This window comes from Chromobacterium sp. IIBBL 290-4, from assembly GCF_024207115.1.
Taxonomy (GTDB): domain Bacteria; phylum Pseudomonadota; class Gammaproteobacteria; order Burkholderiales; family Chromobacteriaceae; genus Chromobacterium.
Genome location: NZ_CP100128.1, coordinates 1,484,336 through 1,503,375 on the forward strand (window position 1 = coordinate 1,484,336; position 19,040 = coordinate 1,503,375).

Here is a 19,040-nt window from a genome sequence, read left to right on the forward strand (position 1 = left end):
CGTTTCGCGGGCGGACTCCAGCGAGAGCGAGATGGCCCTAGACGCAAACACCACGGCGCTGATCGTGGACGACTCCCAAACCATGGCGCAAAGCCTGCGCGCCATCCTGTCCATGGCCGGCGTCACCCAGACCGAAACCGCCAGCAACGCCGGCGACGCGCAAAACCGCCTGCGCGGCAAACACTTCAGCCTGGTGCTGTGCGATTACAACCTCGGCCGCGGCATGAACGGCCAGGAATTGCTGGAGGCGATGCGCAAAAGCGGCGCGCTGCCGATGTCCACGCTATGGGTGATGATCACCGGCGAGCGCAACTACGCCCAAGTAGTCACCGCCGCCGAAACCATTCCCGACGACTACATCCTCAAACCCGTCACCTCGCAGCAACTGCTGGACCGGCTGCTGCAAGCCGGCCGCCGCAAAGCCTTTCTTTCGCCGGCGCACAAGCTGCTGGACAAGGGCAAGGTGGAGCAGGCCATCGCCGCCTTGCGCGAGCGGGCGCAGCAGACCGACAACCGGGTCTACCGGCTGGACGCGCTGCGGCTGTGCGGCGAGCTGCTGGCGCGCGAAGGGCAATACGAGCCGGCCCTGCAGCTCTACCAGGGCCTGCTGGCGCAGGAGGAAATCCCCTGGGCCAAGATGGGCGTCGCCCGCATTCTGGCCGAGCAAGGCCAGGGCGAACGCTCCAACGCACTGCTGGACGAAGTCATCGCCATCGCGCCGCGCTATACCGAAGCCTATGACTTGCTGGCGCAGAACATGATAGACGACGGCAGCTACCAAGAAGCCGCCGCCGTGCTGGAAAAAGCGGTCTCCATCTCGCCGCACAACTTCAACCGGCTGAAAAACTACGGCACCGCGCTATTGCGCAGCGGCGACGCGGCGGCGGCGGTGGAACCATTGCAAAAGGCGGTGGACATCGGCCGCCACAACAGCTTCTTCGGCCCCGAGGTATTGGTGGACTTGCTGCAGGCGCGCAGCGAAAGCGGCCAGACCCAGCAACTGGACCGGCTGCAGAGCGAAATCTCCGGCCAGATGGGCAACTTGCCCGGCGGCCAGCTGACCATGGCGGTCTGCCGGGCGATGGCATCCCTCGCCCAGCAGCGGCCGGACCAGGCCAAGGCGCAATTGGAGCAGGGCGCGGAATGGCTGCGCGACACTGAAACCGACTTCGCCTCCGCCTTGCGCTTTCTCGGCGCCGCGGTGCGGCTGCCGGCCGAGCTGGCCGGCGAGCTGCCGCAGTGGGCCGGCGCCATCACCCTGCGTTTCGCCGATGGCCGCCATGAATTGGGCAGCCTGAAAGAGGTGGCGCGCCAGCATGAGGCCTGCCATGCGGCGATCAAGACCGCCTACGATGAATTGCAGCGCAAGAGCCAGACCGCGCTGGGCCTGGCCAATCAGGGCCAGCTGGAAGCCTCGGCCGAAATGCTGCACCGCGAAGCCTCGCAAACGCTGAACCAGCGCCTGGGCATGTATGGCTGCGCCATGCTGCTGCGCATCGCCGAGAACCGCCAGCAAGCCGGCCAGGACCACAGCGAGCAGATGCAAGCGCTGCGCCAGCTGCTGCAATGGCTGCCGCACGACAACGAGCGGGTGCGCGGCTTCGTCCATCGCCGCCAGGCGCTGCTGCGCCATCACGATTGATGCGGGCCTTTCTCGCCTGCCTGCCGCCGCCGGAATGCCTGGCCGCGCTGCGCGGCTGGCAGCGCCAATTGCGGCGGCTGGCCGGCGGGCACGCCTTGCCGCCCAAGCAACTGCACCTGACCTTGGCTTTTCTGGGCGATGTCACGCCCTTGCAATTACAGCTGGCCGCGGATTGCGCCGAACAGGCCGCGCGCGGCCTGCCGCCGGCCATCGCGCTGGACAGCTGCGGCAGCTGGCACGACGTGGGCTGGTGCGGCCCCATGCATCCGCCCGCCGGCCTGGAGCGCTGGGTGGAAGACCTGAAAGCCGCGCTGCGCGACGCCGGCCTCGCCGTGGAAACGCGGCGCTACCGCCCGCACCTGACGCTGTTGCGCCGGCTGGAAAAACCGTTGCCGCATCAGGCCTTGCCGGCGCTGACGCTGCCCTTGGACGAAGTGACGCTGCTGGCGTCCGAACTGCGCCCCGGCGGCGCCCGCCATTACCGGCTGGATGGCTGGCGGCGGCCGGACGCGCTCAGTTCTTGTCGTTGAACAGGCCGCCCAGCAGCGAGCCTTGCTCCTTGGACTCGCCGCCGGCGCGCGGCGCGGCGGCGACGATGCGGTCCGCCAAGCGCGACAAAGGCAGCGATTGCAGCCATATCCTGCCCGGCCCGGTCATTTTGGCGAAGAACAGGCCTTCGCCGGAAAACAGCGCGCTCTTGAGCTTGCCCACGTATTCGATGTCGAAATCGACGCTGGGCTGATAGGCCACCACGCAGCCGGTATCCACCCGCACCGTCTCCCCCGGATGCAGCTGCATCTCGGTCAGCGCGCCGCCTGCATGCAGGAAGACATAACCGTCGCCCTCCAGCTTCTGCATGATGAAGCCCTCGCCGCCGAACAGGCCGGTGCCGATGCGCTTTTGCCAGGCCAGCCCCAGGCTCACGCCCTTGGCGCCGGCCAGAAAACTGTCCTTTTGCGCATACAGCGTGCCGCCCAGCTCGCGCAGATGCACCGGCACGATCTTGCCCGGCGTGGCGGCGGCGAAAGCCACCTTGCGCCGGCTGTTCGCCTGGTTGGCGAACACGGTGGTGAAAACCGATTCCCCGGTCAGCAAACGCTTGCCGGCGCCCAGCAGCGAACCCAGCACGCCGCCATCCCGCGTGGAGCCGTCGCCGAACACCGTGTCCATGGCGATGCCATCCTGCATGTAATACAACGCGCCGGCCTCGCCCACCGCCGCTTCGCCGGGGTCCAGCTCCACTTCGACATACTGCATGTCGTCGCCGAACACCTGGTAATCGATCACATCCATGCTCATTGTCCGTCCCCTTGCTCGTTCCAACGGCTGGCGGCCTGCTCGTCGCTGATCTTGGCATCCACCCAATGGCGGCTGCCGTCGGCCAGGATTTCGCACTTCCAGAACGGCGCGCGCTGCTTGAGATAATCCATCAGGAAAGACGCCGCTTCGAAAGCGTCGCGCCTGTGGCCGCTGGCGGTCACCACCAGCACGATGGGCTCGCCCAGACCCAGCCGGCCGACGCGGTGGATCAGCGTCACGCCCTTCAAGGACCAGCGCCGGCGCGCCTCGCAGACGATGTCGGCCAACGCCTTTTCCGTCATCCCCGGATAATGCTCCAGTTCCAGCGCCGCCACGTCCTGGCCGTCGCCGTAATCGCGCACCAGGCCGGTAAAGCTGACCACCGCCCCGCAAGCCGGATTGGCCGACCAGCGCTTGACCTCATCGCCGACATCGAAGGCCTCGGCCTGCACCCGGATATGATTGACCGCCATCTCAGCCCCCGGTCACCGGAGGAAACACCGCCACCTCGTCGCCATCGGCCAGCGGCGTTTCCAGGCGGGCCATTTCCTGATTCACCGCGATGCGGAACACCTTGTCCGCGGCCAGCTCCAGCGACCAGATCTGGCCGCGCTGGCGCAGCTCCGCCAATAGTTCGGCCACCGTGGCGGCCTCGCTGCTCAACTGCTCGCTCTCCACGCCCAGCGTTTCGCGCAGCCGGGCGAAATACAGCAGGTTCAGAATCATTTATCGTCTCCTCACGGCCCGCTAGAGCCCAATGGCTTGATATCGATGCAGTGTAAGCAATCGGCAAGTGCGAAGAAAGCGCGGGGATCAAGGTCTCGGCGGATGATCGCGCAGCGGGTCGTACCACATGGTTTTGTCGCTCAATGGCGCGCCATCCGGCAGCAAGGGATTGGCCAAGGGAATCAAGCGCCGCTCGCTCATCCGCGCCTGGCGCAGCACATCGCCATGGTATTTCCAGAAAATGGCGTCGAAACGGCCATCGGCGCGCATGCGCTGCAAGCCCAGCGACAGACGTTCGGCCAGCTGCGGCTGGTTGCGGTTGCAAAAGAAGTAATACGGCCAGGGATAATAGAACAGCAGATGCTGTTCTACTTCGAGATTCGGATACTGATCGTGGAAGCGCAGATATTCATCGAATACTTCCAGCACGCTGCGCGGATATAAATCAAACCGCCCGCTGCTCAACATGCCGAACAGGCTCTGGTACTTGGCCAGCACCAGCGGAATGCCCGCCGCCCGGTAAATCTGGCCATCGCCCCAGTCCCGGCCCTGGCCGACGACAAAGCGCTTGAGCTGCTCCCGCGTGTCCACATGGTCGAACTCCGCCTGCCGATGGCCGTCGATCAAAGCGATGCGATAGCCCAGCAGCCCCTTGCGCAAATCGACATGCACCGCCAGCAGCCGCATCTCGCGCTCTGCCGAGGTCGAGCTCCACGCCACATCGAGCCCGCCCTGCGACAACTCGATCAAGGAGCGCCCTTCCTCCATAGGCAGTTTGCTCGCCACCAGCCGGTAGGGCCCATAACGATCGACGGTCTCGTCCAGCGCGGCCTGCAACAGCTCCCGCAGATCGCGGTAGCGGAACGCGGTGTCGCCTTCGGCCGGATACACCACCGTGGCGACGTCCGCGCCCCAGGCTGAGGCGCACCACACCAGCAACAGCACCCATCGTCGCATCGCCGCCTCCCTAAGCCGGCCGTGGCCGGAGCCGGATGGCGGCGACCCTGCTATCAAGTTAGCTTTATTTTCAACAGATTCAACTCATGGCTTAATGGGTTTTTTAATAACAATGGTAAGGTTTGCTTGCTGCTTCTACCCGCCCCATCCTGCCCGCACGAATCCATTCGCATGCTTCCCCCGCATTTCACGTCCAGCCTGCTCGCCCTCTGAGCTCGACAACATCGTGCAATGAGATACCAAACAAAAGGCTGAATATCGACATTTAACGCCAGTTATATGGCATATTGAAAAATAAAATAATAATGATTATCATTTATAAATCCAATTAGCATGGCTCTAAGGTGCGCCGCCTCCAAGGCGAACATGCCGGAGCAGCAAAAGCATCGCCAAGCCGCGCCGGCCTGCCCGGGCATCGCGCCGCTCAGCCAGCCCCATCACCCGCCAGATCAAGGAGTCGTCATGACTGTTGAGAATGAGACCAATACCGGGCAGCCCGCCGGCGACCCGATCGCCCGCGTGCTCGCGCCTATCCGCGGGCGGCTGCTCGCCGCGGCGCTGCTGGCCGGACTGGGCGCCGCGCTGACCCTGGCGCCGCTGGCCGGCATCGCCCACATCGCCCGCTTGGCGCTGGAGCCAGGCGGCGCGGCGCGATACGAGGCCCTGTGGCAAACCGCCTCCCTCAGCCTGATCTGCCTGTTCGCCGGCATGGGGCTGATGCTGGCCGGCGATGCGGCCGCCCATCTGGCCGACAACCGCATCACCGGCCAATTGCGGCTGGCCATCGCTCGCCGCCTGGCCCGCGTGCCGCTGGGCTGGTTCTCTAGCCGCTCGTCGGGAGAGGTAAAGCAGGCCATACAGGACGATGTCGGCACCCTGCACAGCCTGACCGCCCATTACTACACCACGCGCGGCCGCTGCATCGGCGCAGTGTCCGCCTCCATCCTCTACCTGTTCGCCATGGACTGGCGCATGGCCATCGCCTCGCTGCTGCCCTTCCCGCTGTTCTTCTTGTTTTTCGCCAAGGCTCACCGCGCCAGCGCGGCCAATATGCAAACCTTCGGCGCCGGCATGGGCCGCATCAACCGCGCGGTGGTGGAGTTCGTCAACGGCATCCCGGTGGTCAAATCCTTCGGCGGGCAGAGCCAGGCCCGCGGCAGCTACCGGGAGGCGATAGACGCCTTCGCCGCCGCTTTCACCGACTTCACCCGCCCGCTGGTCAGCGCCATGGCCAACGCCAACGCCATCATCGCGCCGGTTTCGGTGCTGGGCGCGGCGCTGGCCTTCGGCGCCGGCTTCGTCGCCCTGGGCTGGATGCAGCCAGTGGAGATCCTGCCTTTCGCCTTGGTCGCGCCCGGCCTGAGCGCGCCGCTGCTGATGCTGAGCTATCTGGCCCACGACCTCCAGCCCGCCACCGGCGCGGCTGAACGCGTCCAAGCGCTGCTGCAAACGCCGGTGCTGGAAACGCCGGCCGGACACGCCGCGCCGGCGGATGCGGAAATCCGCGTCGAAGGCCTGAGCTACAGCTATGCCGCCGACGCGCCGGTGCTCAGCGACGTCTCCTTCACCCTCAAGCCCGGCACGGTGACCGCCGTCGTCGGCCCCTCCGGCGCGGGCAAATCCACGCTGGCGCGCTTGCTGCTGCGCTTTTTCGATCCTGACGCCGGACGCATCACGCTGGGCGGCGTCGATTTGCGGCACATGGCGAGCTCGCAGCTATACCGCCGCGTCGGTTTCGTGCTGCAAGAGGTTCGCCTGATCCACGCCAGCGTGAGCGACAACATCGCCCTGGGCCGGCCCGGCGCCAGCCAGGCCGAGATCGAAGACGCCGCCCGCATGGCCAATATCCACGAGCGCATTCTGGAGCTGCCGCGCGGCTACAACTCGGTAGTCGGCGAGGACGCGCAGTTTTCCGGCGGCGAGCTGCAGCGCGTCAGCATCGCCCGCGCGGTGCTGCTGGACCCGCCGGTGCTGGTGCTGGACGAGGCCACGGCGGCGGCCGACGCGGAGAACGAAGTGAAAGTGCAGCAGGCGCTGTCGGCTTTCGCCCGCGGACGCACGCTGCTGGTCATCGCCCACAGGCTGGATACGGTGATGAGCGCCGATCAGATTCTGGTGGTCGCCGACGGCAAGATCGTCGAGCGGGGCCGCCACCCGGAATTACTGGCGCGGGGCGGCCGTTACGCCCGGATGTGGGCAATGGGGCGCTACGACAAAACCGAAGCCGCGGAACAGCGGGGAGAACTGCCGTTATGCTGAACACTTTTATCCGGCTGCTGGGCAAGGACGCGGCCAAACTGAATCGCTATGTCCTGCTGGCGCTCGTCTACAGCCTGCTGTGCGGCCTCACCATCGTCGCGCTGGCGCCCGCGCTGCGGCATGTCCTCAATGGCGAGACCCAGGCGGCGGGCCAATGGCTGGCCATCCTGCTGGCCGGCGTCGCGCTGTGCTGGGCGCTGCGGCGGCGGGTGGAGAAAGCCGGCATCGCCGTGGGCATCGCCGTGCTGCAAGGCGGCCGACACCGGCTGGCGGAGCACGTCGGTAGCCTGCCCATAGGCTGGTTCAGCGCGCGCCATACCGCCCGGCTGAACCATATCGCCACCCAGGGCATGATGGAGATCGCCCAATTGCCCGCCCACGTGTTCACGCCGCTGCTGGCCGGCATGGTGACGCCGCTGGTGGTGCTGGCCGCGCTGTTCGCCCTCTATCCGCCCATGGGTTGGGCGGGCCTGGCCAGCCTGCCGCTGCTGTTGGGGGTGTTTTTGCTCACCAGCCGGCTGGGCCAGCGCGCCGATCAGGCTTACCACCAGGATGCGGCGCAGAGCAGCCAGCGCATGGTGGAGTTCGCGCAGGCCCAGTCGGTGCTGCGCGCCTTTCATGGCGACCAAGGCGGCGCGCGCTTCCTGGAGCAGGCCATCGCCCAGCAGCAGCGGGCGGGCAAACGCCTGGTCCGGCTGTCGGCGCTGTCCTCGGCGCTCAACGCCTGGGCGGTGCAAGCCTGCTTCGCGGCGCTGCTGCTGATCACCATGCTATGGCTGGGCGGAAAAGAAGGCGCGGGGCTGGATAGGGACGCCGCCATCTCGGCCATCCTCGCGCTGACGCTGCTGAGCCGCTTCATCGATCCCTTGCTGGATGTGGCCGGCTACAGCGATGTGCTGCGCGGCGCGCGCGGACAGCTAACAGCGATTGCGGACATCTTCGCCGTCGAGCCGCAGCCGGAAAGCCGGTCGCCGCGCGCGCCGGCCGACGCCTCGGTCGAATTCGCCGATGCCGATTTCCGTTACGCGCCGGAACAGGCCGATGTGCTCAGCGGCGTCAGCCTGCGCATCGAACCGGGCAGCATGACGGCGCTGGTGGGCGCGTCCGGTTCCGGCAAAACCACCTTGATCCGGCTGATCGCCCGCTTCTTCGACGCGACGCGCGGCCAGGTGAAGGTGGGCGGCGTCGATGTCCGCGACATCGCCCCCGACGCGCTGGCCGGCCAGATCAGCCAGATCTTCCAGGACGCCTATTTGTTCCACGGCAGCATCGCCGACAATATCCGCATCGGCAAACCTGACGCCAGCGACGCCGAAGTGCGGAAGGCGGCGGAGCAGGCCGGCGTGGCCGAGATTCTGGAGCGCTTGCCGCAAGGGCTGGACACCCCGGTGGGAGAGGGCGGCGCCCGGCTGTCAGGCGGCGAGCGCCAGCGCATCGCCATCGCCCGCGCGCTGATCAAGGATGCGCCCATCCTGCTGGTGGACGAGGCGACGGCGGCGCTGGACACCGAGAACCAGGCCGCCATCACCGAGGCGCTGGCGCGGCTGCGCGGCAAGCGCACGCTGATCGTCATCGCGCATCAGCTCTCAACGGTGGAGATGGCCGACCATATCGTCGTTCTGGATCAAGGCCGCATCCGCGAGCAAGGCAGCCATGCCGAGCTGCGCGCCCAATCCGGCCTGTACGCGCATTTCCTGGCTCAGCGCCGGATGGCGAAAGGCTGGCGCATCGCGGAGCAGTCCATGCCATCAGCTTAAGACAGGGCGGTTTGCAAGGCCTTCAGGATGTGGATCGCCGCCTCGCCCTGCGCCGCATCGGCCGCCGTGCATTCGGTCAGGCCCGCGCCGGCCAGGCGGGTGCGCCGGCTGACGGCCAGAATGGCCGCTTCCAGCGCGCGGCGGCTCAGGCCGCCCGGCGTCGGACATTGCACCGCCGGGTTTTCCGCCGGGTCCAGCACATCCAGATCGATATGCAGATAGCTGGGCCAGGCCGGGTTCAGGCCGGCGGCCAGCCGCGCGGGATCCGCTTCCAGGCTGGCGACCTCATGCCAGACCAACTGATGCGTTTCGATATAGGCGCGCTCGGCGGGATCGATGTCGCGCACGCCGGCCAGATGCACCTGCTCCGGCCGCAAAGGCAGCGGCACGGCCCGCAGCAAAGCCGGATGGCCCTCGCCCAAGAGCAGCCTCAGCGGCATGCCATGCAAATGCCCGCTGGGCGAACTCTGCGGCGTGTTCAGATCGGCGTGGGCGTCCAGCCACACCACATTCAAACCGCCTTGATAGTATTGATTGAGATGGGCGACGGGGGCGATTTCGCTAGCGCAATCGCCCCCGCACAGCAGGATGCGCGCAGGCCCGCTCTGAGCGATCCGCTCGGCGCAGGCTTGCAATTGCGCCGCCAGCGCCGCCAGATGGTCGATGCCATCCTGGCGCAAGCACACCGGGCAGGCTTGGATGGCGATGGCCGTGTCCTCGCCCAGCCATGGCCGCAGCACCGCGCTGCCGCGTTCGATGTTGCGCCCCTCCCCGCTACCCTGCCATTGGGGAAACCATATCTTCAGCAACATGCTGATCCCTTTGCGCAAAAAAAAACCCGCCGTGAGGCGGGTCGGGCCAGTGGCATGCCGGATAACGCCCGGCGCGCCGCTGGTTTCGGCTATGACCGGGGCTGACATGGCGCCCTTCCTGAAATGACAATTGAATTTTGGTAAAGCCCGCCGAATTCGACAAGGTCATTTACACTAAATTAACAATTTAATCAGAAACGGCGCCTGCGGCCCCCATCCTTAGCGCACGATCTGCGCCAGTTCGCCCTTCAGATAGCGGTTGGCCATGGAGTCCAGATTGATCGCCTTGATCTTGCTGGCCTGGCCGGCGGAACCGAAGGCTTCGTAGCGGGCGATACAGACGTCGCGCATCGCTTCGATGGTTTTGGCCAGATACTTGCGCGGGTCGAATTCGGCCGGGTTCTTGGCCATGAACTGGCGGATGGCGCCGGTGGAGGCCAGACGCAGATCGGTGTCGATATTGACCTTGCGCACGCCGTGCTTGATGCCTTCGACGATTTCCTCAACCGGCACGCCGTAGGTTTCGCCCAGGTCGCCGCCGTATTGGTTGATGATCTGCAGCCATTCCTGCGGCACGCTGGAAGAGCCGTGCATCACCAGGTGGGTGTTGGGGATGCGGGCGTGGATTTCCTTGATGCGGTCGATGCGCAGCACGTCGCCGGTGGGCTTCTTGCTGAACTTGTAGGCGCCGTGGCTGGTGCCGATGGCGATGGCCAAGGCGTCCACGCCGGTGTCCTTGACGAAGCGGGCGGCTTCTTCCGGATCGGTCAAGAGCTGGCTGTGGTCGAGCACGCCCTCGGCGCCGACGCCGTCTTCCTCGCCGGCCATGCCGGTTTCCAGGCTGCCCAGGCAGCCGATTTCGCCTTCCACCGACACGCCGCAGGCGTGGGCGAAGTTGACCACGGTGCGGGTCACGCCGACGTTGTAGTCATAGTCGGCCGGGGTTTTGCCATCGGACTTCAGCGAGCCGTCCATCATCACCGAGGAGAAGCCCAGCTGGATGGAACGCTGACAGACGTCCGGGCTGGTGCCGTGATCCTGGTGCATCACCACCGGGATATGCGGGAATTCTTCGATGGCGGCCAGGATCATGTGGCGCAGGAAGGGCGCGCCGGCGTATTTGCGGGCGCCGGCCGAGGCTTGCACGATCACCGGAGCGTCCACCTTGTCGGCGGCTTCCATGATGGCGCGCATTTGCTCCAGATTGTTGACGTTGAAGGCCGGCAGACCGTAGCTGAATTCAGCCGCGTGGTCCAGCAGCTGGCGCATGGAAACGAGTGCCATATCTTTCTCCCTCATGGGCTCCGCCGCGGCGGAACCGGTTTTCAAATAAAACGGCCGCCTCGATAGGCGGCCGCATCAATTACTGTCGCGACAGGCTGGTCAGCAACACGCCCGCGCCGACGAAAGCGCCGCCGCTGAAACGGTTGACCAGCTTGAGCCGGCGCGCGCTGTTCATCCAGCCGGCCAGCCTCGCGCCGCTGCTGGCGTAGGTCAGCTGCCAGCTCGACTCGATCACGAAAAACGATGCCGCCAGGATGGCCAACTGCGGCCCCTGCGGCTGGTGGGTGTCCATGAACTGCGGAAACAGCGCGGCGAAGAAGATCAAGGCCTTGGGATTGCTCATCGCCACCAGGAAGCCGCGGCGGAACAAGGCCCAGGGGCCGTGCTGGCCGGTCGCGTCCTCGCGCAGCTCAGCCACCGGTTGCGGCGGGCTGCGCCAGGTTTTGACGCCCAGGTACACCAGATACACCGCGCCGGCGTACTTGATGGCGGAGAACAAGACTTCCGAAGTGGCCAACACCGCGCCCAGGCCGGCCACCGAGGCCAGCATCAGCAAACCCAGCGCGCTCATCAGGCCAAAGCAAGTCATCAGGGTGCGGCGCACGCCGTAATGAATGCCGTGCGTCATCGCCAGCAACATATTGGGGCCGGGCGTGGCGGAAACGAAAAACATGGTGGTGATGAACATCAGCCAGGTGTGCAGCGGCATCTTCTCTCCTTAGCTTTCGCGGCTATCGTTGCTCTCTATCTTCCGATTATCGCTGATCTTGGCGCGGCGTGTCCGGCCGAAACGACGCAGGACATACCACAATGCCAGACCGGCGGCGACAAACGGCAGCAGCGCGCAACACAAGTTCAGCAAGCCGCCGGCGCTTTGTCCCAAGGTCTGGAAGGCGCGCTGGCCCCATCCCGCCGGCTCGGGGCTCAGTTCGACGGACACCGGCTGGGTATTGAGCAGCGCGGCGGAAATCGCCGCTTGCTCTGCCTGCAGCCGCGCCACCGCCGCCAATCCCTGGCGCAGGGTCGCGCTCTTGCCCGCCGACGCATCCTGGCCGGTTTTCGCGCTGTCGCGCACATCTTGCTCCAGCTGGGCGATTTCCTGGCGGCGCGACGCTTGCGCGGTATGTTGCTTCACCAGAACGCCCTGCTTGCGCAAAAAGGCGAAATACGGCTCGACTTGCTCATGTGGCAAGCGGGCGCTGATGCTGGCCTCGCCGTTGTAGCCATCGGCATCGAAACGGCGGTAGGAAGCCTCTTCCAGCAAACATCCCAGCCGCAAGCATTCGGCGCGGATGGCCAGCCACCTGGATTCCACCTGCTCGCTCGGCACTTCCAGCGCCAGCTGATGCTGCAGATTGCGCGCAATCAATTGCTGCAACTGCGTGCCGTTTTCGCCGTGCTCGCCGATCTGGACCTGGCTGGATGGCGCGCTGGCATCGATCCCCGCCGCCGGCCCCTCGCCAGGCGCCATCTCTTTTTTGCTGCAAGCGGTCAGCATCGCGATCAATACTGCCGACGCTATATACGCTGCGCGTCTTTTTTTCATGGGAAACATTCAAAATTCAATCAGCCGGCATTATCCCTGACGCCGGCGCCCTTTGTCCCCAGCGGAAAATGGGAAAAAGCCATGCAGACAGCGCTGCATGGCCAAATCCTTTACTGCGCGCGCTCGGCCAGAATCGCCACCGCCGGCAGTTCCTTGCCTTCCAGGAATTCCAGGAAAGCGCCGCCGCCGGTGGAGATGTAGCTGATGTCGTCGGTGATGCCGTACTTGGCGATGGCCGCCAGCGTGTCGCCGCCGCCGGCGATCGAGAACGCCTTGGACTGGGCGATGGCCTGGGCCAGCGTCTTGGTGCCGTTGCCGAACTGGTCGAACTCGAACACGCCGACCGGGCCGTTCCACACCACGGTGCCGGCCTGGGCGATGATGGCGGCCAGCTCCTTGGCGGAGTCCGGGCCGATGTCCAGAATCATGTCGTCGGCGGCCACTTCGGCCACGTTCTTGGTGGTCGCGGCGGCGGTTTCGGCGAATTCCTTGGCGCAGACCACATCGCTCGGCAGCGGCACGTCGCCGCCGCGGGCGCGGATCTTGGCGATGACGCGCTTGGCGTCCTCCACCAGGTCGGCTTCGGCCAGGCTCTTGCCTATGGCCTTGCCCTCGGCCAGCAGGAAGGTGTTGGCGATGCCGCCGCCGACGATCAACTGGTCCACCTTGTCGGCCAGCGCTTCCAGGATGGTCAGCTTGGTCGACACCTTGGAGCCGGCGACGATGGCCACCATCGGGCGGGCCGGCGCTTGCAGCGCCTTGCCCAGCGCGTCCAGCTCGGCCGACAGCAACAGGCCGGCGCAGGCCACCGGGGCGAACTTGGCCACGGCGTGGGTGGAAGCTTCGGCGCGGTGCGCGGTGCCAAAGGCGTCGTGCACGAACACGTCGCACAGCGCGGCGTAGGCGCGGCCCAGCTCTTCGTTGTTCTTCTTCTCGCCCTTGTTCAGGCGGATGTTTTCCAGCATCGCCACTTCGCCGCCGGCGAGTTCGATGCCGGCGCGGAAGTCGGCGATCAGGCGCACCGGCTTGCCCAGCAGCTCGGACAGGCGGGAGACGACCGGCGCCAGGGTATCTTCCGGCTGCGGCTCGCCTTCGGTCGGACGGCCCAGGTGGGTCATCAGCATCACGGCGGCGCCGGCTTGCAGACAGTGTTGGATGGTGGCCAAGCTGGCGCGGATGCGGGTGTCGTCGCCGATGACGCCGTTTTTCAGCGGCACATTCATGTCCACGCGGATCAATACGCGCTTGCCGGAAAGATTCTGTTCGGAGAGTTTGTTGAATTTCATCGTTGGACTCACTCGGGTTTGGATGCAGGACGGTCCGGCAAGACGGCGGGCTGCGCCACGGCGGCGCCGCACTTCTTGCAGAACGGGAAAAAGGCGAAGTTGCGGGCGCCGCAGGCGCAAACGCGGAACAGCTGCAAGCCGCAATGGATGCAGTAATCGGCGTCGTCGCCGGCGATATTGTATTGATGGTCGCAAGAAGGACAGCAGCGTTTCTGGAACGATTGCAGCGCCTTGGCGTAAGCCACGCCGCGCGCCCGTTCGCTCTGGCTTTGCAACAGCTCCTCGCGTTTGCGCTCGGCGTAGCGCTGGAAGGCCTGGATCATCTTCAGGCCGGCGAACACCGTCAGCGCGATGCCGACCAAGAACCGCACATAGCCGCCGAAACTGGGCAGATAAGGCAGCAGCTCGACAAAGAAGGCGAACAGCGCGAACAGGCCGTAGCCGTAAACGAAGAACCAGTAGCGATGCGCCCGGTAGCGCAGGAACAGCCAGACCGCGATCAGCAGCAAGGGCAGCACCAAGGCCAGGCGCCAGCCGAACACCACCAGCTCGTAATGATCGAAAGCCGACTGATAAGCCTGGCTGGCCTGCGTTTCGGCCTGGCCCACGCGCTGTTGCAATGCCTGGGACTGCTGCTGCAGATCCAGCTGCTGCGCGTTGGCGCCATCCTCGCGCTGCTGCGCCTGCTGGATTTGATGCTGCAAGCCATCCAGCTCGCGGTTGCGCTTGGCGATTTCGGCGCTCTGCGCCGGGTCGGCGGTGGCCTCGCGGCTGGCCAGCCAGTTGGCCAAGCCCTTGCGCTGCGTCTGGTAGCGATTTTCCAGCTGGACGCGCGCCTGGGCCAGTTGCTCCTGCCGCTGCCGCAATGCGTCCGCTTGGCGCTGCAGCGCATCTGCTTGGCCGCGCAGAGCGGGCAGGCTCTGTCGCTGTTGGAAAATTTCTTGCTGCGGCGGGCCGCCGGCCGGCAGATAGAACAGATCGCGAATCACCAGCTCGCCCAGGCCGACCAAAAAACCGGCCAGCGCCAGCGCCACCAGCCAGGAGGCCAGCCGCACCAGTTTTTCCGGCCGCGACAACGCTTGGTTCTGCTGCATTCCGTTCCACTCCGTCTGGAGACCCGCGCGATCAATCCATCGCCCACATCCGGCAGTGTATGCCGAATCGGCGGCGCCACTTTAACACCAATCAAATATCTTGCGCGTTTGATGTAGCAAAACAACAGCGCGCATGGCATACATTCGCGCCCATCCGCCGGCCTGTCCGCTAGGGGGAAGCCCGGCCAAGCCGGACGTTCCGCCGCTTAAGCCAGCCGTGGACGGCGGATCGCCCCGCGAGCGGGGCATCCCGCCCTAAGCCGATTTCGCGGCGATCAGCGCTCGAACATCGCGCGCGCGGTGCGCAGCATCTGGCAGCTGAAGCCCCATTCATTGTCGTACCAGGCCAGCACCTTCACCAGATTGCCGCCGGTCACCTTGGTCAAGGTGGAGTCGAATGTCGAAGCCTCTTCGGTGTGGTTGAAGTCGCCGGACACCAGGGGCAGGGTGTTGAAGCCCAGGATGCCCTTCATGCTGCCCTTGGCCGCGCCTTCCAGGATCTCGTTGATCTCGTCCTTGCAGGTGTCGCGCATGGCGGTGAAGGTCAGGTCCACCAGCGATACATTGATGGTGGGCACGCGCACCGCGAAGCCGTCCAGCTTGCCCTTCAGCTCCGGCAGCACCAGGCCCACGGCCTTGGCCGCGCCGGTCTTGGTGGGGATCATATTGTCGGTGGCGGAGCGGGCGCGGCGCAGGTCCTTGTGCTTGACATCGGTCAGCACCTGGTCGTTGGTGAAGGCATGGATGGTGGTCATCAGGCCCTTCTTGATGCCGATCGCGTCGTTCAACGCCTTGGCCACCGGCGCCAGGCAGTTGGTGGTGCAGCTGGCGTTGGACACCACGGTCATGTCGGCCGTCAGCACGTCGTGGTTGACGCCGTAGACGATGGTGGCGTCGACGTCGTCGCCGCCCGGTGCGGAGATCAGCACTTTCTTGGCGCCGGCTGCCAGGTGGGCCTGGCACTTTTCCTTGGTGGTGAAGGCGCCGGTGCATTCCAGCACCAGATCGACTTCCAGCGCCTGCCACGGCAATTCGGCCGGGTTGCGGGTGCTGAAGAACCGGATCTTGTCGCCATTGAGGATCAGATGCTCGCCGTCTTGCTCCACCGTGCCGGGAAAGCGGCCATGCACGGTGTCGAACTGGGTCAGGTGGGCATTGATGTTGAGATCGCCGGAAGCGTTAACGGCCACCACCTTGAAATCGTCGTGCAACTTGTTTTCGTAGATGGCGCGCAAAACTTGGCGGCCGATGCGGCCGTAACCGTTGATGGCGAGGCGGATGGTCATGCTTCTCTCTTCTCCAGGGTGCTCCATGTAGTGCCGGCACTACATGACAAGGCAAAAAAAGACCACCGCTTCAACGGCGGTGGCCTTGATTACTACTTACAGAACCGCGCGGGTCTTGGCGACCACGTTCTCGACGGTGAATCCGAATTCCTTGAACAACAGCGGCGCCGGGGCGGATTCGCCGAAGGTGGCCATGCCGACCACATCGCCTTCCAGGCCCACATACTTGCGCCAGAAGTCCGGATGGCCGGCTTCGATGGCGATGCGCGGCAGACCCGCCGGCAGCACGCTTTGCTGCCAGGCCTTGTCTTGGACGTCGAAGACATTGGTGCAAGGCATGGACACCACGCGCACGGCGATGCCTTCCGCCGCCAGCGCTTCCTGCGCCTTCAGCGCCAGTTCCACTTCGGAACCGGTGGCGATCAACACCGCCTTGGCGCCGGCCGCGTCGCGCAGCACGTAGCCGCCCTTGCGGATGGCGGCGATCTGCGCCGCGTCGCGAGCGACGAAGGGCAGATTCTGGCGGCTCAGGATCATGCTGGACGGGGTGTGCTTCTGCTCGACGGCATGCGCCCAGGCCACCGCGGCTTCCACGGTGTCGCACGGACGCCAGGTGTGGTGGTTGGGGATGTAGCGCAGCGTGGCGGTCTGCTCCACCGGCTGGTGGGTCGGGCCGTCTTCGCCCAGGCCGATCGAATCATGGGTGAACACGAAGATCGGGTTGATCTTCATCAGCGAGGCCATGCGCAGCGCGTTGCGGGCGTATTCGCTGAACATCAGGAAAGTGCCGCCGTAGGGGCGCAGGCCGCCGTGCAGCGTCATGCCGTTCATGATGGCGGCCATGCCGAACTCGCGCACGCCGTAGCTGATGTAGTTGCCCTGGCCTTCGCCGTTGATCCACTTGGAGCCGGACCAGTTGGTCAGGTTGGAGCCGGTCAGGTCGGCCGAGCCGCCGACAAATTCCGGCAGGGACGGCGACAGCGCTTCCAGCGCGATCTGGCTGGCCTTGCGGGTGGCCACGGTCTGGGCGGCGTCGTTGATCTTGGCGATGGCGGCGGCTTGGGCGTCTTCCCAGCCCTTGGGCAGATCGCCGGCCATGCGGCGTTCGAACTCGGCGGCCAGCTCCGGATGCGCGGCGCGGTAGGCGTCGAAGCGCTTGGTCCATTCGATCTCGGCCACGGCGCCCTTGTCGCGGGCACTCCACTCGGCGTAGATCTCGGCCGGAATCTCGAACGGCGCGTGCGGCCATTTCAGCAGATCGCGCGAGGCGGCGATTTCGGCCGCGCCCAGCGGCGCGCCGTGGCAGTCGTGGCTGCCCTGCTTGGAGGGTGCGCCGAAGCCGATGGTGGTCTTGCAGCAGATCAGCGTCGGCTTGTCGGCGCTTTGCTTGGCGGTGGCGATGGCGGTGGCGATTTCCACCGGATCGTGGCCGTTGACGTTGCGGATCACTTGCCAGCCGTAGGCTTCGAAGCGGCCCGGGGTGTCGTCGCTGAACCAGCCTTCGACGTGGCCGTCGATGGAGATGCCGTTATCGTCCCAGAAGGCGACCAGCTTGTTCAGGCCCCAGGTGCCGGCCAGCGAGCAGGCTTCGTGGCTGATGCCTTCCATCAGGCAGCCGTCGCCCAGGAACACATAGGTGTGGTGATCGACGATGCTGTGGCCGTCGCGGTTGAACTGGGCAGCCAGCATTTTTTCGGCCATCGCCATGCCGACGGCGTTGGTGATGCCCTGGCCCAGCGGGCCGGTGGTGGTTTCCACGCCCGGCGCGTAGCCGTATTCCGGGTGGCCCGGCGTTCTGGAGTGCAGCTGGCGGAAATTCTTGAGGTCGTCGATGGAGAGGTCGTAGCCGGAGAGATGCAGGAGGCTGTAGATCAGCATCGAGCCATGGCCGTTGGAGAGTACGAAGCGGTCGCGGTCGGCCCATTTGGGATTGGCCGGATTGTGCTTCAGGTGATCTCGCCACAGGACTTCGGCGATGTCCGCCATGCCCATCGGGGCGCCGGGGTGGCCGGATTTGGCTTTTTCCACAGCGTCCATGGACAGGAAACGGATGGCGTTGGCAAGCTCGGTGCGGGTAACCATGCAGGTGAAACCTCAAGACAATTGGGAACCGGAACGACGGTTCTTTACCTGTGCGCGATGCTGCCGGCGACAGGCTCCTCCGTCGCGAAAACCGCAGGATTATCGCCGATTTACTCCCTTTTCGGCAACCTTGCATCCCGCATGCCGCTTGCGCAAAATCAGGGAGAACCATGGTTTAATGGCATGGTCTGTATTTTCTTTCCCCCTATCCTGGAGCCCGCATGCAGACCTTTTCCCAATTGCCGTCCCCTCGCAAACTAGACGCCGGACGCGGCAAGGAGTGGTGCCTGGCGTCCTTCCGCATCGTCCGCGAACAAGCGCTGACCTGGGTGCTGCTGACCCTGGTCTATCTGCTGATCAACTTCGGCGTCGGGCTGGTGCCTGTCATCGGCAATATCGCCGGCGCGCTGATGGGGCCGATCTTCGCCGCCGGCTTCGTCCTGGCGGCGCAAAAGGCGGATCGCGGCGAAGAGCTGGAGCTGGCCGACCTGTTCGCCGGCTTCCGCCTGATGCCCGGCCCCCTGCTGCTGTTGGGCGCGATGATGTTCGGCCTGATCGCGGCGGCCTCCGTGCTGCTGATCGTGTTCGGCGTGTCCGGCGGCGTCTCCGCCGGCCTGCTCAACACGCATCTGCCCGAGACCGCGCATTCCACGCTGCCCATCGGCTTCGGGCTGGTCTTCTTCGTGGTGATAGCCGCCGTCACCGTGGTCATCTCTTTGGCCTATTGGTTCGCTCCGGCGCTGGTAGCGCTGAACGGCGCCGCGCCCTGGCAGGCGATTCGCAGCAGCTTCGCGGCCGGCCAGCGCAATTGGCTGCCCATGCTGGTGGCGGGCCTGATCATGCTCTTGCTGCTGATTCCGGTGGCGCTGACGCTGGGCCTGGGTTTGCTGCTCTGGTTCCCGATAGCCTCCGTCATCGCCTTTGTCAGCTGGAAAGACATCTTCGCCGACGCCTGAGCGCGCAGCCAAAGAAAACGCCGCCTCTCTTCTCGAGGGCGGCGTTTTTTTCAT

Annotated in this window: 17 protein-coding genes; 5 read left to right on the top strand and 12 right to left on the bottom strand. The window is 65.5% G+C overall.

Going from position 1 to position 19,040, the window contains the following annotated elements; genetic code table 11:
* The first annotated feature begins 31 nt into the window (after positions 1–31).
* Together NKT35_RS06940 and thpR are read left to right on the top strand one after the other, a co-directional pair.
* Entirely contained in the window at positions 32–1,642 is a 1,611-nt protein-coding gene (locus tag NKT35_RS06940; protein WP_254300167.1) for a response regulator, read from the top strand.
* On the top strand, positions 1,642–2,172 hold the full coding sequence (thpR, locus tag NKT35_RS06945; protein WP_254300175.1) for an RNA 2',3'-cyclic phosphodiesterase: 531 nt from the start codon (positions 1,642–1,644) through the stop codon (positions 2,170–2,172). Before NKT35_RS06940 ends, thpR begins: the two co-directional genes overlap by 1 nt.
* Here the strand turns inward: thpR and NKT35_RS06950 are convergent.
* The 4 genes from NKT35_RS06950 to NKT35_RS06965 form a co-directional block, all read right to left on the bottom strand.
* Positions 2,156–2,941, bottom strand: a complete 786-nt coding sequence (locus NKT35_RS06950; RefSeq protein WP_254300177.1) for a TIGR00266 family protein — start codon at positions 2,939–2,941, stop codon at positions 2,156–2,158. The two genes, thpR and NKT35_RS06950, sit on opposite strands and share 17 nt — an antisense overlap.
* On the bottom strand, positions 2,938–3,414 hold the full coding sequence (moaE, locus tag NKT35_RS06955; RefSeq protein WP_254300179.1) for a molybdopterin synthase catalytic subunit MoaE: 477 nt from the start codon (positions 3,412–3,414) through the stop codon (positions 2,938–2,940). Before moaE ends, NKT35_RS06950 begins: the two co-directional genes overlap by 4 nt.
* A gap of 1 nt (position 3,415) precedes the next feature.
* Positions 3,416–3,667 (bottom strand): molybdopterin converting factor subunit 1, encoded by a 252-nt coding sequence (gene moaD, locus NKT35_RS06960; protein ID WP_254300180.1) that lies wholly within the window; start codon positions 3,665–3,667, stop codon positions 3,416–3,418.
* A gap of 87 nt (positions 3,668–3,754) precedes the next feature.
* Positions 3,755–4,624 carry a transporter substrate-binding domain-containing protein gene (locus tag NKT35_RS06965; RefSeq protein WP_254300182.1) on the bottom strand — a complete coding sequence of 290 codons (870 nt, stop codon included), beginning with the start codon at positions 4,622–4,624 and terminating at the stop codon, positions 3,755–3,757.
* Positions 4,625–5,086: 462 nt separating this feature from the next.
* On the opposite strand from NKT35_RS06965, the gene NKT35_RS06970 reads away from it, so the two are divergent.
* Together NKT35_RS06970 and NKT35_RS06975 are read left to right on the top strand one after the other, a co-directional pair.
* Positions 5,087–6,883 (top strand): ABC transporter ATP-binding protein, encoded by a 1,797-nt coding sequence (locus tag NKT35_RS06970; RefSeq protein WP_254300184.1) that lies wholly within the window; start codon positions 5,087–5,089, stop codon positions 6,881–6,883.
* Positions 6,877–8,640: an ABC transporter ATP-binding protein gene (locus NKT35_RS06975; protein ID WP_254300186.1), complete on the top strand. Its 1,764-nt coding sequence runs from the start codon at positions 6,877–6,879 to the stop codon at positions 8,638–8,640. Before NKT35_RS06970 ends, NKT35_RS06975 begins: the two co-directional genes overlap by 7 nt.
* Here the strand turns inward: NKT35_RS06975 and NKT35_RS06980 are convergent.
* The 8 genes from NKT35_RS06980 to tkt all read right to left on the bottom strand — a co-directional run bounded on the left by NKT35_RS06980 (position 8,637) and on the right by tkt (position 18,030).
* Positions 8,637–9,452: an arginase family protein gene (locus NKT35_RS06980; protein WP_254300188.1), complete on the bottom strand. Its 816-nt coding sequence runs from the start codon at positions 9,450–9,452 to the stop codon at positions 8,637–8,639. The genes NKT35_RS06975 and NKT35_RS06980 overlap by 4 nt on opposite strands.
* 219 nt (positions 9,453–9,671) lie before the next feature.
* Positions 9,672–10,736: a class II fructose-bisphosphate aldolase gene (fba, locus tag NKT35_RS06985; protein ID WP_254300191.1), complete on the bottom strand. Its 1,065-nt coding sequence runs from the start codon at positions 10,734–10,736 to the stop codon at positions 9,672–9,674.
* A 79-nt stretch (positions 10,737–10,815) separates the two neighbouring features.
* On the bottom strand, positions 10,816–11,445 hold the full coding sequence (locus NKT35_RS06990; RefSeq protein ID WP_254300193.1) for a LysE family translocator: 630 nt from the start codon (positions 11,443–11,445) through the stop codon (positions 10,816–10,818).
* Between the two features lie 9 nt (positions 11,446–11,454).
* The gene (locus tag NKT35_RS06995) at positions 11,455–12,282 is read right to left on the bottom strand and encodes a hypothetical protein (RefSeq protein WP_254300195.1); all 828 of its coding nucleotides are present in this window, start codon (positions 12,280–12,282) and stop codon (positions 11,455–11,457) included.
* Between the two features lie 110 nt (positions 12,283–12,392).
* On the bottom strand, positions 12,393–13,568 hold the full coding sequence (locus NKT35_RS07000) for a phosphoglycerate kinase (RefSeq protein WP_254300204.1): 1,176 nt from the start codon (positions 13,566–13,568) through the stop codon (positions 12,393–12,395).
* Positions 13,569–13,576: 8 nt separating this feature from the next.
* Positions 13,577–14,662, bottom strand: coding sequence for a zinc ribbon domain-containing protein (locus NKT35_RS07005; RefSeq protein WP_254300206.1), 1,086 nt, complete (start codon positions 14,660–14,662; stop codon positions 13,577–13,579).
* Positions 14,663–14,937: 275 nt separating this feature from the next.
* Entirely contained in the window at positions 14,938–15,948 is a 1,011-nt protein-coding gene (gene gap / locus NKT35_RS07010) for a type I glyceraldehyde-3-phosphate dehydrogenase (protein ID WP_254300208.1), read from the bottom strand.
* A 96-nt stretch (positions 15,949–16,044) separates the two neighbouring features.
* Positions 16,045–18,030 carry a transketolase gene (gene tkt, locus NKT35_RS07015; RefSeq protein WP_254300210.1) on the bottom strand — a complete coding sequence of 662 codons (1,986 nt, stop codon included), beginning with the start codon at positions 18,028–18,030 and terminating at the stop codon, positions 16,045–16,047.
* A 221-nt stretch (positions 18,031–18,251) separates the two neighbouring features.
* Between tkt and NKT35_RS07020 the strand changes: the two genes are divergently transcribed.
* Entirely contained in the window at positions 18,252–18,986 is a 735-nt protein-coding gene (locus tag NKT35_RS07020) for a BPSS1780 family membrane protein (RefSeq protein WP_254300212.1), read from the top strand.
* Positions 18,987–19,040: the final 54 nt, after the last annotated feature.

What these genes read in the sequence shown, in the direction of transcription:
- NKT35_RS06950 (WP_254300177.1), bottom strand. Translation starts at nt 2,941, where the DNA reads ATGAGCATGGATGTGATCGATTACCAGGTGTTCGGCGACGACATGCAG.
- thpR (WP_254300175.1), top strand. Translation starts at nt 1,642, where the DNA reads ATGCGGGCCTTTCTCGCCTGCCTGCCGCCGCCGGAATGCCTGGCCGCG.
- NKT35_RS06965 (WP_254300182.1), bottom strand. Translation starts at nt 4,624, where the DNA reads ATGCGACGATGGGTGCTGTTGCTGGTGTGGTGCGCCTCAGCCTGGGGC.
- fba (WP_254300191.1), bottom strand. Translation starts at nt 10,736, where the DNA reads ATGGCACTCGTTTCCATGCGCCAGCTGCTGGACCACGCGGCTGAATTC.
- NKT35_RS06970 (WP_254300184.1), top strand. Translation starts at nt 5,087, where the DNA reads ATGACTGTTGAGAATGAGACCAATACCGGGCAGCCCGCCGGCGACCCG.
- NKT35_RS06980 (WP_254300188.1), bottom strand. Translation starts at nt 9,452, where the DNA reads ATGTTGCTGAAGATATGGTTTCCCCAATGGCAGGGTAGCGGGGAGGGG.
- tkt (WP_254300210.1), bottom strand. Translation starts at nt 18,030, where the DNA reads ATGGTTACCCGCACCGAGCTTGCCAACGCCATCCGTTTCCTGTCCATG.
- NKT35_RS07005 (WP_254300206.1), bottom strand. Translation starts at nt 14,662, where the DNA reads ATGCAGCAGAACCAAGCGTTGTCGCGGCCGGAAAAACTGGTGCGGCTG.
- moaE (WP_254300179.1), bottom strand. Translation starts at nt 3,414, where the DNA reads ATGGCGGTCAATCATATCCGGGTGCAGGCCGAGGCCTTCGATGTCGGC.
- NKT35_RS06975 (WP_254300186.1), top strand. Translation starts at nt 6,877, where the DNA reads ATGCTGAACACTTTTATCCGGCTGCTGGGCAAGGACGCGGCCAAACTG.
- gap (WP_254300208.1), bottom strand. Translation starts at nt 15,948, where the DNA reads ATGACCATCCGCCTCGCCATCAACGGTTACGGCCGCATCGGCCGCCAA.
- NKT35_RS07020 (WP_254300212.1), top strand. Translation starts at nt 18,252, where the DNA reads ATGCAGACCTTTTCCCAATTGCCGTCCCCTCGCAAACTAGACGCCGGA.
- moaD (WP_254300180.1), bottom strand. Translation starts at nt 3,667, where the DNA reads ATGATTCTGAACCTGCTGTATTTCGCCCGGCTGCGCGAAACGCTGGGC.
- NKT35_RS06940 (WP_254300167.1), top strand. Translation starts at nt 32, where the DNA reads ATGGCCCTAGACGCAAACACCACGGCGCTGATCGTGGACGACTCCCAA.
- NKT35_RS06995 (WP_254300195.1), bottom strand. Translation starts at nt 12,282, where the DNA reads ATGAAAAAAAGACGCGCAGCGTATATAGCGTCGGCAGTATTGATCGCG.
- NKT35_RS07000 (WP_254300204.1), bottom strand. Translation starts at nt 13,568, where the DNA reads ATGAAATTCAACAAACTCTCCGAACAGAATCTTTCCGGCAAGCGCGTA.
- NKT35_RS06990 (WP_254300193.1), bottom strand. Translation starts at nt 11,445, where the DNA reads ATGCCGCTGCACACCTGGCTGATGTTCATCACCACCATGTTTTTCGTT.